Here is a 14,944-nt window from a genome sequence, read left to right as displayed (position 1 = left end):
CTCCCCACCCCTCGCAGGCTCGGGGCGGGCCCCTGAAGGGTGGCCGTTCCAGCACCTCACCACGGCCGTGATCATGGGGTCCTTGCCGGGGTCCGCGGCGTGTCCCCCCGTGTCGGCGGCAACAACCCCATGATCAACTCCTGGGGAGTGGGTGGGGACGGCTACGCCGGACGCACCTCGAGCACGTGCACCCCGGCGTCGGTCGGGACGTCGCGGGTGAGCCGCAGCCCGGCCGCCTCGCACAGGTCGGCGTACTCCCCGGCCGTGCGCTCGCGGCCGGACAGCAGCACCAGCACGTGCAGGTCCATCCGCACCGCGGCCGGGTCGTCGGCGGCGCGCTCCGGCAGCACCGCCTCCACCACCAGCAGCACCGAGTCCGGCCGCATCGCCGCCCGGCAGGTGAGCAGCACCTGCCGGGCGGCCTCGTCGTCCCAGTCGTGCAGGACCCGGGACAGCAGGTAGGCGTCCGCGCCGGCCGGCACCTGCTCGAAGAAGTCCCCGCCGACCGCAGGCAGGTCCGAGCCGGCGACGACCTCCGGCCGGTCGAACAGCAGCACGTCGGCGGACGGCACCCGCGCCCGGACCGCCCGCAGCAGCACGCCTGGCCCGCCGCCCACGTCGACCACCGACGCGAGGCCGGACACGTCGTAGGCGGCCACCACCGCACCGGCCTCCCGTGCGGAGCGGTCGGCCATCGACGCGCGGAAAGCGGCCAACCGCGGGGGGTCGGCCGCGAGCGCGTCGAAGAAGGGCCGCCCCTCGGTGAGCTCGAACGGCGTCCCGCCGTCCCGCACGGCGGCGAGGAGCCCGGCGGCCGGCCGGTAGTAAAGCCCGCCGCGGGCGGCCACCGTGCCCTGGAGCGAGCCCGGCACCCCGGGCCGCAGCAGCTCGCCGACCGGGCTCAGCCCGAAGCGACCGTCGGGCAGCTCGTCGAGCACCTCCTCGGCGGCCAACCCGCGCAGCACCCGGTGCAGGGGGCCGGGCACGGCGCCGAGCTCCCGCGCGAGGTCGGGGGCGCTGCGCGGACCGGCGGCCAGGGCGTCGGGCACCCCCAGCGCGACGGCGACGTGCAGCAGCTGGGTGACCAGGTAGCCGTCGGCGAGCCGGGCCAGCCGGTCGGCTGCGGAGCCGGGCACGACGGCATCGTGACACCGCCCTCAGCGGCGGGGGCGGGCCCGCACGTGCATCCGCTCGCCCTGCGGGCCGAACAGGGCCAGCACCTCGGCCGGCTCCGGGCCCGGGTTGCCGAACCAGTGCGGGGTGCGGGTGTCGAACTCGGCCACCTCACCGGGGCCGAGCAGGAGGTCGTGCTCGGCGAGCACCAGCCGCAGCCGCCCGGACAGCACGTAGACCCAGTCGTAGCCCTCGTGCGTCCGCTGCTCGGGCTCCCCGCCCGGCCAGCCGGGCGGGTAGACCTGCTTGAAGGCCTGCACCCCGCCGGGACGGCGGGTCAGCGGCAGGGACGTGACGCCGTGGTGCACCACCGGCCGCGGGTGGACGCGCGGGTCGCCGGTCTCCGGGGCCCCGACGAGCTCGTCGAGCGGCACCCGGTGGCTGCGCGCCAGCGGCAGCAGCAGCTCCAGGGTCGGCCGCCGCTGGCCGGACTCCAGCCGGGACAGCGTGCTCACCGAGATGCCGGTCTCCTCCGACAACTGGGCCAGCGTGCGCCCACGCCGGACCCGCAGCGCCCGCAGTCGCGGCCCGACGGCGGTGAGCACGGCATCGGTCGTCTCGTCGTCGGCCATGGGACCATTTGCCGATCCGGCAACGACCTTTGTCAAGTCGGCGTCCCCCCGGGGGAGGCTGCCGCGCATGGACGACGCAGCACACCGCCGGCACGCCGAGCTCGGGTTCGACGAGGCCTCGTGGGAGGAGCGCTACCGCATCGCGCCCGCACTGTGGAGCGGCCGGGCCAACCCGCAGCTGGTGGCCGAGGCCGCGGACCTGCCGCCGGGCCGGGCGCTGGACGCCGGCAGCGGGGAGGGCGGCGACGCGCTGTGGCTGGCCGGCCGCGGCTGGCGGGTCACCGCCGTCGACTTCTCCACCGTCGCGCTGGGCCGCGCGGCGGTGGAGGCCGGGCGGCTGGGGATCGAGGTCGACTGGGTGCACGCCGACCTGACCCGCTGGGCGCCGCCGGAGGGCGCCTTCGACCTGGTCTCGGCGCAGTACCTCCACCTGCCGGGGGACGACCGCGACCCGGTCGTCGCCGGGCTGGCCGCCGCCGTCGCGCCGGGCGGCAGCCTGCTCGTCGTCGGGCACCGGCCCAGCGAGGTGCACGTGGGCAGGCCGGAGATGTTCTTCACGGCGCAGCAGGTCGCCGCGACGCTCGACCCGGACGCCTGGGACGTCGTCGTCTGCGAGGACCGCCCGCGGACGGCGAGCGGCCCGGCCGGGCGCGAGCTGCCCGTCGCCGACACCGTGCTGCGGGCCCGCCGCCGCGCCTGACCGTCAGGGCGCCGGGACGGTCACCGTGGCCTGGTGCGGCCCGCCGCACTCCGCACTGCCCCCGACCAGCTCCCACTCGAGGTCGGCGGTCAGTCCGGCGAGGACGCCGCCGTCCGGCCCGAGGACGGCGACGTCCACCTCGTCCGGCGTCTCCATCAGGAACGAGACCGTGGCGCGGTCGCCGACGAGTGGCGCCACGCCCACGTGCCCTCGTCCGGGTGGGGCGTCCTCGCGCAGCTCCAGACCACACGGCTGCGGGCAGGCGACCCGCACCGACCGGCCCTCCCCGGGCGGCCAGCCGCCGGCCAGCTCGACGGTGAGGCCGTTGCCCCAGGCGATGGCCGGACAGGCCGTCGGTGCGGTGTCGCAGGCGGTCAGGGCGAGGACGGCGCCCAGTGCCGCCGCGACCAGCGCGGGGCTCATCCGGCCCGGCCGGTGAGCGGCTCGACCGACGCCAGCACGGTGCCGTCCGCGGCCAGGACCTCGACCGTCACCGTCCCCTCGGGCGCGGCCTGCACGGCGAGCCCGTCGGTCAGGGGCAGCTCGGCCAGCGGCGTGCCGGTCCCGTCGAGCACCCGGGCGGTGACGGCCGGGGACTCCGCGACGACGGCCAGCGTCCCGGTCGCGGGGTCCGACAGCGCGGTGGGCTCGCCGGGCGCGGTGACGACGGGGGCGGTCCGCAGGCGCAGCTCGTCCGGCTCGGCACCCGGGGGCCCGGCGAACCAGGCGAGGGCGACGGAGTCGACGCCCAGCTGACGCTCCAGCTCGTCGTCGTCCAGGAGCGGCGGCGGCACGGGCAGCGGGCGGGCGACCAGGGCCCAGCGCCCGCCGGGCACGTCGCCGGCGAAGAGCACCGACGACCCCGCCGGCGGGGGCACGTCCGCGCCGACTCCGCGGTCGCTCCAGGACAGCCCGAGGACCTCGTCGACGAACGCCGCGTCGCCGGCGAGCGAGCCCCGGGTCGGCCCGCCGTACCCGTCGGCCGGCGTCAGGGTGCCCACGGCCGGCGCCTCGGCGATCGCGGTCGCCCGATCGGCCACGGGCCGGTCCGGCAGCAGCAGCTGGCCGGCTCCCACCGCCCCCACGACGGCCGCGGCGCCCGCGGCGAGCCGCAGCTGCGTCCTCCGGCGGGCCCGGTGCCGGCGCTCGACGACCGCGGCCAGGTCGGCGCGCGGCGGCGGCGCGGTGGCGTCGGCCAGGGCGGTCAGCCGCGCCCGCAGCTCGTCGTCCCTCACCGCTCCTCCCCGCCGGCCGGCTGCAGCGGGGCGAGCGCGGCGCGCAGCCGGGCCAGCCCCCGGGCGGTCTGGGTGTTCACCGTGCTGGGCGAGCAGCCCATGGCTGCGGCGGTCTGCTGCTCGGAGAGGTCCTCGAAGTAGCGCAGCACCACCGCCGTCCGCATCCGCACCGGCAGCTCCCGGAGTGCGGCCCGCAGCTGCTCGTCGCCGTCCTCGGCCGGTGCGGCGGCCCGGTCGGGCACCGACTCCACCACCTGCTCGGTCGTCGACAGCCGCCGCCGCCAGCTGGTGTGGGCGTTGACCAGCACCCGGCGCACGTACGCCGAGGGGGTTCCGGACCGGCTCACCCGGTCCCAGTGCCGGTAGGTCGAGAGCAGTGCGGTCTGCACGAGGTCCTCCGCGTGTCCGCGATCGCCGACGAGGAGGACGGCCAGGCGCAGGAGGGCGGCCTGCTCCGCGGACACGAACTCCGCGAAGCCCCGGTCCCCGTCGCCCACCCGCGCCTCCTCAGCCGGCTCCTGCTTCCTACACGCGCCAGGCCCCGCGACGGACCCACAGCGGAGGTCACGGATCGGTTCCGGTCCCGGCCGGGGAGGAAGCGCGGGCGTCAGGCGGGTGGGACGAGCTCGGCCAGTGCCGCGGCGACGTCGTCGTCCCGGACGAAGCCCAGCGCCAGCAGCCGGTGCACCAGCACGCCGCGGCGGGTCAGCCGCAGGTCCGCCGGGCGCAGCCGGGGGAGTGCGGCGCCGCCCGGCCGGGGCAGCGCCGGCGGCGGGTCGAGCAGCCCGGCCCGCTGCAGATCGGCGAGGTCCTCGCGGGCGCCCCACGCCGCCCAGCCGCGCGGGTCCTCGGCCAGCGGGGTCATCGGCAGCGGCGACCGGTCGCGGCGGCCGACGCCGGCCAGCAGCACCAGCTGCCGCCACGTCAGCCCGGCGGCCAGCGTCAGCGCCCGGTCGACGAGCGCGGCGTCCAGGTCGGGGGAGGAGGCGACCTCGGCCAGCAGGTAACCCAGGTGCCGGATCCGCCGCTCGTCGTGCGAGCCGCGGGCGGCGGCGACCACGGCCTCCGTGACCGTGTCGGCCGCCGAGCGGCCGCCGGTCCGCGGGGCGAAGAAGCCGTCGGCGCGGACCGGGCGCCCGCTGCGGGCCACGGCCACGCGGTGCTCGACGGCGAAGGCGAGGACGGCGCCGGCGCGGGCCCGCTCGCGGGGAACGGCGACCTCCGCCGCCTCGTCGGCCGCCGTCCGCAGGCACCGGGCCAGGCGGTCCTCCAGCCGCACCGCCGCGCGGCCGGCCGGGTCCGGGTAGACCAGCACCGCGGCGTTGCGGCTCATCGAGCCCGCGACCGCGGCACCGGCCTCGAACAGGGCACGGCCGGCGGCAGCAGGGTCCTCGGTCACGGTCACGTCGCCGATCCTCTCCGCTGGCCGGGTCCATGCGCACGCCGGCGGACGGCGGCCTCACCACAGTGGGGCACCGTCGGTGAGCACAACGGAACACGAGTTCTGCCCGGCAGCAACGGCGGGGGAACGACCGGACGACACCGTTCTGGCCCATGGCCGCCCTCACCCCCACCACCCGACAGCCGACCGCGCCGGTCACCGCCGCGCCGCGCCGCGGTCGCTGGATCGACGACTGGCGCCCGGAGGACCCCGCCTTCTGGGAGTCCGCGGGCAAGCCGGTCGCCCGCCGCAACCTGTTCTTCTCGGTCTTCTCCGAGCACATCGGCTTCTCGATCTGGAGCCTGTGGTCGGTGCTCGTGCTGTTCCTGCCCGAGGCCGTGTACGGCATCGACCCGGCCGGGAAGTTCCTGCTGACCACGCTGCCGACGGCGCTGGGCGCATTCGTCCGGCTGCCCTACACCTTCGCCGTCGCGAGGTTCGGCGGCCGCAACTGGACGATCGTCAGCGCCGCGCTGCTGCTGGTGCCCACGATCGCCACGGCCGTCGTCCTGGAGCCCGGCGTCGACTACACGACCCTGCTCGTCGTCAGCTGCCTCGCCGGTGTCGGTGGCGGCAACTTCGCCAGCTCCATGGCCAACATCAACGCCTTCTACCCGAACCGGCTCAAGGGCTGGGCGCTCGGCCTCAACGCCGGCGGCGGCAACCTCGGCGTCCCCGTCGTCCAGCTGGTGGGCCTGCTCGTGCTGGCCACCGCGGGCGCCGAGCACCCGCGGCTGGTCCTGCTGGTCTACATCCCGCTGATCGCCGTCGCCGCCGTCGGTGCGGCCCTGCTCATGGACAACCTGACGACGGCGCGCAACCAGCCGCGGGCCATGCGCGAGGCCACCCGCGAGCCGCACACCTGGATCATGTCCTTCCTCTACATCGGCACCTTTGGCTCGTTCATCGGCTTCGGGTTCGCCTTCGGCCAGGTGCTGCAGAACCAGTTCACCGGCGACTTCGCCACGCCCCTCGCCGCCGCGTCGCTGACCTGGCTCGGCCCGCTGCTGGGCTCGCTGATCCGCCCGCTCGGCGGCTCGCTGGCCGACCGCTTCGGCGGTGCCCGCATCACGTTCTGGAACTTCGCGGCGATGGCCGTCGGCGCCGGGATCGTGTGGAGCGCCAGCCAGGTGGGGTCGCTGCCGCTGTTCGTCGTCGGCTTCGTGTCGCTGTTCGTGTTCAGCGGTCTCGGCAACGGCTCGACCTACAAGATGATCCCGGCGATCTTCCGCACCCAGGCGCAGCAGCGGGTGGCCGCCGGGGAGGACGGCGCCGTCGCCGACCGGCACGCGCTGCGCATGTCCGGCGCGCTCATCGGCATCGCCGGCGCGGTCGGCGCCTTCGGCGGCGTGCTGGTCAACCTGGCCTTCCGCCAGTCGTTCCTGGCCACCGGCACCGGCGACTCGGCCTATCTGGTGTTCATCGCCTTCTACCTGGTCTGCCTCGCCGTCACGTGGGCGGTCTACCTGCGGCCCCGGGCGCCCATGTCCGGGGTGTGAGACCCAGCTGCTGCTCCACGCGTGATCATGGGGTTGTCGCCGGTGCCCGCGGCGTGTCGTCGCGTGTCGCCGGGAACAACCCCATGATCAACGTCGAGGGGCCGGCGAGGTTTTTTCACGCAGCCAGGCGGTAGCCCCGCTTCACCACGGTCTCCACCACGCCGCGGCCGAGCGCGGCGCGCAGCCGGGTCACGGCCATCTCCACGGCGTGCTCGTCGCCGCCGCCGGGCAGCCCCGCGACGAGGTCGGCCTTGGCGACGACGGTGCCCGGCCGCGCGGCCAGCGAGCGCAGCACCGCCATCGGGCCCGGCGCCAGCTCCACCACCCGCCCGTCGAGCAGGACGGCGTGCCCGCGCACCTGCAGGTCCCGCTCGCCCACCCGCAGCACCGGGGTGCGCTCGGGCAGCCGGGCGACCACCTCGCGGGCCAGGGCGCCGAGCCGGGCGCGTTCCGGTTGCACGGAGGGGATGCCCGCGGCGGTCAGCGGCCCGGCGGTCACCGGCCCCACCGCCACCGGCAGGACGCCGTCGGTCAGCGCGGCGATCAGCTCGGCGCGCTGACCGAGCTCGTCGGCGACGGTCAGCAGGCTCGCGGCGGCCGGGGCGCTGGTGAAGGTCACCGCGTCGACCGCGCCGGTGACCACCGAGCGCACCAGCCGGCGCACCGGCTCGACGTCCTCGGGCAGCACCCAGCGGTACACCGGCACGGTGACGACCTCGGCGCCGGTCGCGCGCAGCGCCTCGACGAAGTCCGGCAGCGGGTCGCCGTGCAGCTGGACGGCGATGCGGCGTCCCTGCAGCGGGCCCTCGGCCCCGGCGAGCAGGTGCTCGAGCACCTCGGCCGAGGACTCCGACGCCGGCGACCAGGCGTCGACCAGCCCGCCGCCGCGGATGGCGCCCCGCGCCTTGGGCCCGCGCGCGAGCACCCGGGCGCCGCGCAGGTGCTCCACCAGCGGCAGGTCCCACGCGTCGGCCGCCTCCAGCCACCCGCGGAAGCCGACGCCGGTGGTCGCCACGACCAGGTCCACCGGCTGCGCCAGTACCTGGCGCGTCGCGGCGACCAGCTCGGTGTCGTCGGCCAGCGGCACGATGCGGATGGCCGGCGCGTACACCACGCGGGCGCCGCGGCGGGCCAGCAGCGCACCCAGCTCCTCGCGGCGCCGGGCGGCGGTCACCGCGACGGTGTACCCGGCCAGGGGCAGCGGTGCCTCGGTCCCCGGCGGGGCCTCGGGCAGGACATCGGTCACGGTTCCCCCTCGGCGACGGCGCACGACCAGCTCGGCGCAGGACCATGGTGCGTCGTCCTCGTTGCGGGGGCGTGTCCTGTCGGGGTCGGGCGCCTCACAGTCCGCGCGGTTCGGGCGCCCACCGCGCCAGCAGCACGCTGGCGTCGTCCTGCAGCGCGCCGTCCCGGTGCTCCAGGACGGCGTGCATCAGCCGGCGGGCCGTCTCCGACGGTTGCTGACCGCCGGAGACCTCGCGGGAGAGCACGTCCACCAGCCGCTCCTCGCCGAAGCAGACGCCGGTGGCGTCCCGCGCCTCGGTGACACCGTCGGTGTGCACGGCCAGCCAGTCGCCCGGCTGCAGCGCCTCCTCCGCCACCGTCAGGACGCCGGTGCCCCGTCCGAACGGCACCCGCCGTCCCTCGACCAGCGACTTGACGACCCGCCCGCCCCGCAGCAGGTGCGGCGCCGGGTGCCCGGCGTTGACGTAGCGGAGCCGGCCGCTGGGGACGTCGAGCTCGGCGAGCACCCCGGTGACGAACGAGCTGGCGGGCGAGGAGTCCGCCACGACCTCGTCGATCGCCCGTGCCTGGTCGTAGACGCCCCGGCCGTCGCGGCGGGCGCTGCGGTAGGCCGACACCGCGGCTGCGGCGAGAGCTGCGGCCGGCAGACCGTGCCCCATCGCGTCGAAGGCGGCCAGCGAGACGGTGGTCTCCGACAGCGCGTAGTCGAAGGCGTCCCCGCCCGCCTCGTAGGCCGGCTCCAGCACCCCGGCCAGCACGAACGACCCGCTGCCGGCCGTCAGCGGGGGCAGCAGCCGCCACAGCAGCTCGGCCGAGGGGGTGCGGGGCCGGGTCCGACGAGGTCGCTCGAGCCCGTCGCCGTACTGGCCCATCGACACCAGCAGGGAACCGACCAGCTCGCTCAGCCAGCGGCACTCCTCCCTCAGCCCGGGGTCGTAGAGCTCCACCGGCGTGCCGACCCGCACCTCCAGGACACCCACCCGCTGCGCTCCGTCCAGCAGCGGCAGCCACAGCCGGCGCACGCCGTCGGCCTCGGACGGCAGCGGCCGCACCGTCTGGAAGACCCGGCCGGGCAGCGAGCCGTCGATGGGGAGCGAGTCCCCGGACCGCGTACCCGACGGCAGCAGCGGCCACAGCCGACGCTGCTCGTGGTCGGCGACGTGGACGGTCACCTCCACGCCCATGGCGGTGCCCGCCTCCGTGACGAGCGCCGGCAGCCGGTCGGGAGGAGCGAGGTGGGCCGCCTCCACCAGGCTCAGCAATGCGGCGAACGACCCGCTGAGCCGGCCGCGGCGCACCGGGGGGTGGTAGGGCACCCGGCGCTGGCTGAGCAGCTCGTCGAGCCTCTCGTTGAGCGCGTGGGCGAGCACGTTGACCTCTGCGGGCGGAAGGGACATCAGGCCCTGGAGGTGGCCCTCCACCTCCAGGACGTCCGCGTGGCCGCCGATGGCGAAGTACCGCGTCCAGAGCTGGTCGACGGTGAGGTCGGCGACCTCGAGGGCGGATCGCAGCGCCCGGCGCCGCCCCTCCTCGGAGGAGTCCTCGTGCCGGCCCGGTCCGGCGTGGGAGGTCACCGTCGTCGGCGGACGGCGGACTCGACCACCGCCCGGGCGATGTCGGCCAGCGGCCCGCCCTCCTCGCCCGAGCGGGACACCAGCATGCCGAAGGCGACGTCCTCGGGGACCCCGTGCTGGGCCATCAGCACACCTTTGGCCGTGCTCACCAGGTCCCGCGTCCGGACCGCCCGGCGCAGCCCCTCGCTGAGCTGCCGCGCGCGCTCACGGGTCTGGACGTTGGCCACGAGGATCGCCGCCTGCGCCGAGGACATCGTCAGCCGGCGCTCGGCGTGGACGTCGAAGGTCCCCGGGTTTTCCGCGTAGACCTTGAGTGCACCCAGCGAGGCGTCGCCGGCGACCAGCGGCGCGCTCATCGCGGCCCGCAGCCCGAGGGGGAGCACCGCCTCGGCCCACCGGGGCCAGCGACCGTCGGTCGTCAGGTCGTCGACGCGGACCAGCCGGCGGCCGGCGGTCGCGGCCAGGCAGGGCCCCTCGTCCAGCTCGTACTGCAGGGCGTCGGCGCGCTCGACCCGGGCGTCGGTGGACCCGGAGCTGCGCCGGCCCCGCTCGTCGACGATGGAGACCCCCGCACCGACCGCGCCGGGGACGGTGTCCAGCGCCAGCGAGCTCACCAGGCCGAGCGCGGTGGCCACCGTCTCCTCCGACAGCAGCAGCCCGGCCACGCGGGCGGAGACCGCGGACAGCTCGTCGGCGAGGGGGAGGTCCCGGGCCGGGTCGGGGGAGGGCCGGTCTGGCCCCGGAGGGTCGTGGTGCACGCGCACCTCCCGGCGTTCGGCCGCACACCTCGCCGGATCTGGGCGGGTCTGCAGCGCGACGGCCAGCGTAGTCCCGCGCAGGGGATCCGACCGGGCGGTGCGCGACCGCGGGGTCGTCCGGCGTCACTGCCGGGCCTGGGAGCATGGGGTCGTGCCGTCCGCTGGTCCGCCCGCCGTCTCCGCCGTCCCCCGCCGGTGGCGGCTGCTGTGCGCCGCGGCCGCCGTCGTCGTGGTCGCCGTCCTGACCTACGTCGGCGTGACGCTGCAGGAGAACGCGACCGGTGTGGCCCGGTTCACCACCGCCGACCAGGTCGCCGTCGTCGGCCTCGGGCTGGTGCTGGGCGCGGGTCTGCTGGCCCTGGGCCGGCCGCGGGTGGACGCCGACGCCCGTGGCATCCGGGTGCGCAACCTGGCCGGCGAGCGGGAGCTGCCCTGGACGGCGGTGCAGGCGATCCGCTTCGACCGTCGCTTCCGCTGGGCGACGCTGCTGCTGACCAACGACGACGAGTTCGCCGTGCTGGCCATCCAGGGCGCCGACGGCGACAGCGCGGTCGAGGCGGTCGAGGGCCTGCGGGCGCTGCTGGCCGCCGACCGCGCGCAGCAGCCGCCGCCTCCGCCGTCCCCGCCGCTGCTCTACGACGACTGAAAGAGGACCCTCCTGCCCCCGCCACTCGCCGGCTCGCGGCGGGACCCTGCAGGAGGGCCGTTCCAGGACCTCACCAGGCTCGGCGTGGGCCCCTGAAGGGTGGCCGCGCTGCCGCCCTGCCGGCCACCGCTCGCGGCGGGGTCCTGCAGGAGGGCCGTTGCAGGTCCTCACCCAGGGCCGGGACCGGGAATGACTCCTCCGGCCGCGACGCTGTAACATGTGCGTGCCTCCCCGCTACACGAGGCGCGCGAACCACTGAGCGGCCCCGCCCCGGGCCGCTCGACCAAGAGGAGCCCGCTCCCACCTGGCGCCGTCGAGGCGTCCAGGTCCCGGATCGCGGAGCCCGGCCCCGGCCGGGCCCGCGGCGTGCGACGAGCCCCCGGGCTTGTCGCACCCCGGCGAGTGGGCCCCACGAGCAGCCGCTCGTGGGGCCTCTCTCATGTCGGCGTCCGGTGACCGAGCGAGCCCCTCCCCATGCAGCAGCAGAGGAGAGGCCATCACCGAGCCCCGCATCAACGACCGTATCCGTGTCCCCGAGGTCCGCCTGGTCGGTCCCGAGGGCGAGCAGGTCGGCGTCGTGTCGATCGGCGAGGCGCTGCGCCTGGCCCAGGACTCCGAACTCGACCTGGTCGAGGTCGCGCCCATGGCCAAGCCGCCGGTCGCCAAGCTCATGGACTACGGGAAGTTCAAGTACGAGTCCGCCCAGAAGGCCCGCGAGGCCCGGCGGAACCAGGCGCTCACCGTCATCAAGGAGATGCGGCTGCGCCTGAAGATCGACCCGCACGACTACGAGACCAAGAAGGGCCACGTCGAGCGCTTCCTGCGGAGCGGCGACAAGGTCAAGATCACCGTGATGTTCCGCGGCCGTGAGCAGTCCCGTCCGGAGATGGGCTACCGGCTGCTGCAGCGGCTGGCGCAGGACGTCTCCGAGCTCGGCGTCGTGGAGTCCAACCCGAAGCAGGACGGCCGCAACATGGTCATGGTGATCGCTCCGCACCGGAACCAGGCCGCGACCGACGCGGCCCGCCGCTCCGCGAAGGCCGAGAAGGCCGCCGAGGGGCAGGGCCCGCAGGCCTGAAGGAGGGCCCTCCTGCCCCCCGCGGCTCGCAAGCTCGCGGCGAGGCCCTGCAGGAGGGCCGAGGACCGCACCACCAGACGGCCGGTGCTGTGCGGCAGCCCCGTGCTGCCGTGCGGCACCCCCACACACGAACGAGGACCGAGGACATGCCGAAGCAGAAGACCCACAAGGGCACCGCGAAGCGAGTTCGCGTGACCGGCAGCGGGAAGCTCATGCGCGAGCAGGCCAACAACCAGCACAAGTTCGAGCACAAGTCCTCGCGTCGCAAGCGTCGGCTGGACCAGGACCAGGTCATCTCCCCGGCCGACACCAAGAGCCTCAAGAAGCTGCTCGGGCTTTGAGCGCCCCCTAGACGAGAAGGAGCCCTTCCGTGGCACGCGTGAAGCGGGCGGTCAACGCCCAGAAGAAGCGCCGGACGGTCCTCGAGGCCGCCAGCGGCTACCGGGGCCAGCGGTCCCGGCTCTACAGCAAGGCCAAGGAGCAGCTGCTCCACTCGGCCACCTACCAGTACCGCGACCGCAAGGTGCGCAAGGGTGACTTCCGCAAGCTGTGGATCACCCGCATCAACGCCGCGGCCCGGCAGAACGACATGACCTACAACCGGTTCATGCAGGGCCTCAAGCTCGCCGGCATCGAGCTCGACCGCCGCGTGCTGTCCGAGCTGGCTGTCAACGAGCCGGCCGCCTTCGCCGCGCTGGTGGAGACCTCCCGGGCCGCCGTCGCCGCCGCGCCGGCCGGCGGTCAGGCCGCCTGAGCGCGGTCAGCGACACCTGCGACGCCGCCGGCGTCCGGCCCTCCGCGGGGCCGGCGCCGGCGGCGTCGTCGTGTGTGCGGACCGCGAGATCTGCACACTCGCGGTCTTCGGACGCCGGATGGCGACCACTGTGCAGATCTCGCGGGAGGAGGGACGACCGTGGAGCCGCTGACCGAGCGCTCGGCGCGGGTGGTCGCCGCGCGCAAGCTGACCCGGCGGGCCGGCCGCGACGCCGCGGGGCTGTTCCTCGCCGAGGGCCGGCAGGCGGTCGCCGAGGCACTGGCCGACCCGGCCGGGGTCCGCGAGGTGCTCGCGACCGAGGCCGCCGCCGCGGCGCACCGCGACCTGCTCGCGGCCGCGCCGGTGCCGGTGCGGCTCGTGACCGACAAGGCCGCCGCGGCACTGTCGGAGACGGTCACCCCGCAGGGCCTGGTCGCGGTCTGCGCGCTGCGCGACGTGCCGACCGACGTCCTGGTGGATGCGCCGCCGTCGCTCACCGTGGCGCTCGCTGAGCTGGCCGACCCGGGCAACGCCGGCACCGTGCTGCGCACTGCGGACGCCTGCGGCGCCGGTGCCGTGGTGTTCGGCGCGGGCTCGGCCGACCCCTACGGCGGCAAGGCGGTGCGCTCCAGCGCCGGCAGCCTCTTCCACGTCGACGTCGTCCGCGGGGCGCCGCTGCCCGAGCTGCTGCCGCGGCTGCGGGCCGCCGGCGTCACCGTGCTCGCCGCCGACGGCGGGGGAGAGGCGGCCCTGGACGAGCTGGGGCCCGAGCTCGCCGGCCCGGTGCTGTGGCTGTTCGGCAACGAGGCCCGCGGCGTGCCCGCCGCCCTCGCCGCGCTGGCCGACGCCCGGGTGCGCATCCCGATGCGCGGGCGCGCCGAGAGCCTGAACCTGGCCGCCGCCGCGGCGATCTGCCTCTACACCACCCAGCTCGCCCAACGGTGACGCCCTGGAGCAGACCCGTCTCGCAGGCCCCCTGACGAGTCCCGCGGCGAGCCGGCGAGTGGCGGGGGCAGGGGGTCCTCTCACCGCGTCGCGTACATCCGCATGTCGGGCTGGAAGACGCTGTCCACCGTCCCGTCCCGCAGGACGTCGTCGACCGTCGTCGCGGGGGCGGCGGGGGAGCGGCTCACGTCCCCCATCGGACGTCGGGACCCCGCGTTGAGCGGGGACGACGGTGCACTTGCCCGATCGGGGGACCTCAGGCCGGCAGCGCGATGAGGACGACGGCGACGCCGGCCGCCGCCAGTCCGGCCGCCTGCGTCGCGACGAGCCGCTCGCGCAACACGACCTGCGCCAGGACGACGGTGCTCACCGGGTACAGCGAGGCGAGGACGCCGGTGATCGCCAGCGGGCCGCCGGTCTGGGTGGCCAGGAGGAAGAGCGCCCCGGCCGACACGTCGCCGATCCCCACGCCGACCACCATGGGCAGCGCCGGCCGGGGGATCGACAGCAAGTGCCCGCCGGCCAGCGCGAGGCACACGACGAGCGCGACAGAGACGACGCGCGAGCCGATCAGCGGGCTCAGCCCGGCGTCCTCACCGGTCTGGTCCAGGAGGACGAAGAAGAGGCCGAAGACCGTCCCCGCGACGAGCGCCGGCCACACGCTGGCCGGGCGGGCGGCACGCAGGGAGCACAAGCCGCCCTGCGCCGACACCAGCGTCACCGCCGCGAGGGCGAGCACGATCCCCGCTGCCGCTGGCGCACCGAGGCGCTCGCCGCCCAGCACGCCGGCGAGGACCGGGACGGCGGCGGCGGTCACGGCGGTGACGGGCGCAACCACGCTCATCACCCCGCCGGCCAGCGCGCGGTAGAACAGGGCCAGACCTGCGCCGCCGGCGATCCCCGCCCCGGCGCCCCAGGCCAGGTCGGCTGGTCGGGGATCACCGCCCAGCCAGGGCAGGAGCAGGAGCAGCAGCACGAGCCCCACCACGTGTGAGGTCGCGACCACCGCCAGCGCCGCAGCTCGTCGGGCCGCCAGGCCGCCGTAGAAGTCGGCTGCTCCCCAGACGAGCGCACAGGCCAGCGCGAGCAGCACCGCCACGCCGACCTCCGCTCCCGGCGCACCCCGGTGTGCGTCGCCCGTCGTTCTAGCACCCGCCTACGACCGCCTCGTCCGGACGTCCGACGTCCGTCCGCCACCGCTCCCCGCGCTGAGACCTGGGAACTCGTGGTCGTCAGCGGCTGATCGCCACGAGTCCGTCGCACCGGACGGCGCCAGCCGTTGCCCGCACGGACGCGTCCCGGGAAACCCGGCAGCAGCGCCGTC

General features: G+C 76.2%; 17 protein-coding genes. 7 read left to right on the top strand and 10 right to left on the bottom strand.

The window, feature by feature from the left end:
• Positions 1–161: 161 nt before the first annotated feature.
• Positions 162–1,136, bottom strand: coding sequence for an O-methyltransferase family 2 (locus GOBS_RS14905; RefSeq protein ID WP_012949091.1), 975 nt, complete (start codon positions 1,134–1,136; stop codon positions 162–164).
• A gap of 21 nt (positions 1,137–1,157) precedes the next feature.
• Positions 1,158–1,745 carry a helix-turn-helix domain-containing protein gene (locus GOBS_RS14900; RefSeq protein WP_012949090.1) on the bottom strand — a complete coding sequence of 196 codons (588 nt, stop codon included), beginning with the start codon at positions 1,743–1,745 and terminating at the stop codon, positions 1,158–1,160.
• Between the two features lie 67 nt (positions 1,746–1,812).
• Here GOBS_RS14900 and GOBS_RS14895 point away from each other — a divergent pair, with 67 nt between their 5' ends.
• Positions 1,813–2,445, top strand: a complete 633-nt coding sequence (locus tag GOBS_RS14895; protein WP_012949089.1) for a class I SAM-dependent methyltransferase — start codon at positions 1,813–1,815, stop codon at positions 2,443–2,445.
• A 3-nt stretch (positions 2,446–2,448) separates the two neighbouring features.
• Here GOBS_RS14895 and GOBS_RS14890 read toward each other — a convergent pair whose 3' ends face one another.
• From GOBS_RS14890 to GOBS_RS14875, 4 genes are all read right to left on the bottom strand, one after another.
• Positions 2,449–2,868, bottom strand: a complete 420-nt coding sequence (locus GOBS_RS14890; RefSeq protein WP_012949088.1) for a hypothetical protein — start codon at positions 2,866–2,868, stop codon at positions 2,449–2,451.
• Positions 2,865–3,680: a hypothetical protein gene (locus GOBS_RS14885; RefSeq protein WP_012949087.1), complete on the bottom strand. Its 816-nt coding sequence runs from the start codon at positions 3,678–3,680 to the stop codon at positions 2,865–2,867. The genes GOBS_RS14890 and GOBS_RS14885 overlap by 4 nt, the downstream gene beginning before the upstream one ends.
• A complete protein-coding gene (locus GOBS_RS14880; RefSeq protein WP_012949086.1) occupies positions 3,677–4,177 on the bottom strand; it encodes a SigE family RNA polymerase sigma factor in 501 nt (166 codons plus the stop codon). Before GOBS_RS14880 ends, GOBS_RS14885 begins: the two co-directional genes overlap by 4 nt.
• 110 nt (positions 4,178–4,287) lie before the next feature.
• Positions 4,288–5,085, bottom strand: a complete 798-nt coding sequence (locus GOBS_RS14875) for a hypothetical protein (protein WP_012949085.1) — start codon at positions 5,083–5,085, stop codon at positions 4,288–4,290.
• 149 nt (positions 5,086–5,234) lie between these two features.
• Here GOBS_RS14875 and GOBS_RS14870 point away from each other — a divergent pair, with 149 nt between their 5' ends.
• Positions 5,235–6,620 (top strand): nitrate/nitrite transporter, encoded by a 1,386-nt coding sequence (locus GOBS_RS14870; RefSeq protein ID WP_012949084.1) that lies wholly within the window; start codon positions 5,235–5,237, stop codon positions 6,618–6,620.
• Between the two features lie 115 nt (positions 6,621–6,735).
• Here the strand turns inward: GOBS_RS14870 and GOBS_RS14865 are convergent, their stop codons facing one another.
• The 3 genes from GOBS_RS14865 to GOBS_RS14855 all read right to left on the bottom strand — a co-directional run bounded on the left by GOBS_RS14865 (position 6,736) and on the right by GOBS_RS14855 (position 10,197).
• Positions 6,736–7,866 (bottom strand): uroporphyrinogen-III synthase, encoded by a 1,131-nt coding sequence (locus GOBS_RS14865; RefSeq protein WP_012949083.1) that lies wholly within the window; start codon positions 7,864–7,866, stop codon positions 6,736–6,738.
• Positions 7,867–7,960: 94 nt separating this feature from the next.
• Positions 7,961–9,439: a PP2C family protein-serine/threonine phosphatase gene (locus GOBS_RS14860; protein ID WP_012949082.1), complete on the bottom strand. Its 1,479-nt coding sequence runs from the start codon at positions 9,437–9,439 to the stop codon at positions 7,961–7,963.
• Positions 9,436–10,197, bottom strand: coding sequence for a GAF and ANTAR domain-containing protein (locus tag GOBS_RS14855; RefSeq protein WP_012949081.1), 762 nt, complete (start codon positions 10,195–10,197; stop codon positions 9,436–9,438). The genes GOBS_RS14860 and GOBS_RS14855 overlap by 4 nt, the downstream gene beginning before the upstream one ends.
• A 151-nt stretch (positions 10,198–10,348) precedes the next feature.
• Between GOBS_RS14855 and GOBS_RS28230 the strand changes: the two genes are divergently transcribed.
• The 5 genes from GOBS_RS28230 (at position 10,349) to GOBS_RS14830 (ending at position 13,620) form a co-directional block, all read left to right on the top strand.
• Positions 10,349–10,843 (top strand): PH domain-containing protein, encoded by a 495-nt coding sequence (locus tag GOBS_RS28230; RefSeq protein ID WP_012949080.1) that lies wholly within the window; start codon positions 10,349–10,351, stop codon positions 10,841–10,843.
• A 439-nt stretch (positions 10,844–11,282) separates the two neighbouring features.
• A complete protein-coding gene (gene infC, locus GOBS_RS14845) occupies positions 11,283–11,921 on the top strand; it encodes a translation initiation factor IF-3 (RefSeq protein WP_012949079.1) in 639 nt (212 codons plus the stop codon).
• Between the two features lie 146 nt (positions 11,922–12,067).
• Complete coding sequence (rpmI, locus tag GOBS_RS14840) at positions 12,068–12,262, top strand: 50S ribosomal protein L35 (RefSeq protein WP_012949078.1); 195 nt, start codon at positions 12,068–12,070, stop codon at positions 12,260–12,262.
• A gap of 29 nt (positions 12,263–12,291) precedes the next feature.
• Complete coding sequence (rplT, locus tag GOBS_RS14835) at positions 12,292–12,675, top strand: 50S ribosomal protein L20 (RefSeq protein ID WP_012949077.1); 384 nt, start codon at positions 12,292–12,294, stop codon at positions 12,673–12,675.
• 159 nt (positions 12,676–12,834) lie between these two features.
• Positions 12,835–13,620: a TrmH family RNA methyltransferase gene (locus tag GOBS_RS14830; RefSeq protein ID WP_012949076.1), complete on the top strand. Its 786-nt coding sequence runs from the start codon at positions 12,835–12,837 to the stop codon at positions 13,618–13,620.
• A 256-nt stretch (positions 13,621–13,876) separates the two neighbouring features.
• On the opposite strand, the gene GOBS_RS14825 is transcribed toward GOBS_RS14830, so the two are convergent.
• Positions 13,877–14,719, bottom strand: a complete 843-nt coding sequence (locus tag GOBS_RS14825; RefSeq protein ID WP_012949074.1) for an EamA family transporter — start codon at positions 14,717–14,719, stop codon at positions 13,877–13,879.
• Positions 14,720–14,944: the final 225 nt, after the last annotated feature.

Source organism: Geodermatophilus obscurus DSM 43160 (genome assembly GCF_000025345.1).
Taxonomy (GTDB): Bacteria; Actinomycetota; Actinomycetes; order Mycobacteriales; family Geodermatophilaceae; genus Geodermatophilus; species Geodermatophilus obscurus.
This window is presented reverse-complemented; position numbering and strand designations above follow the sequence as displayed.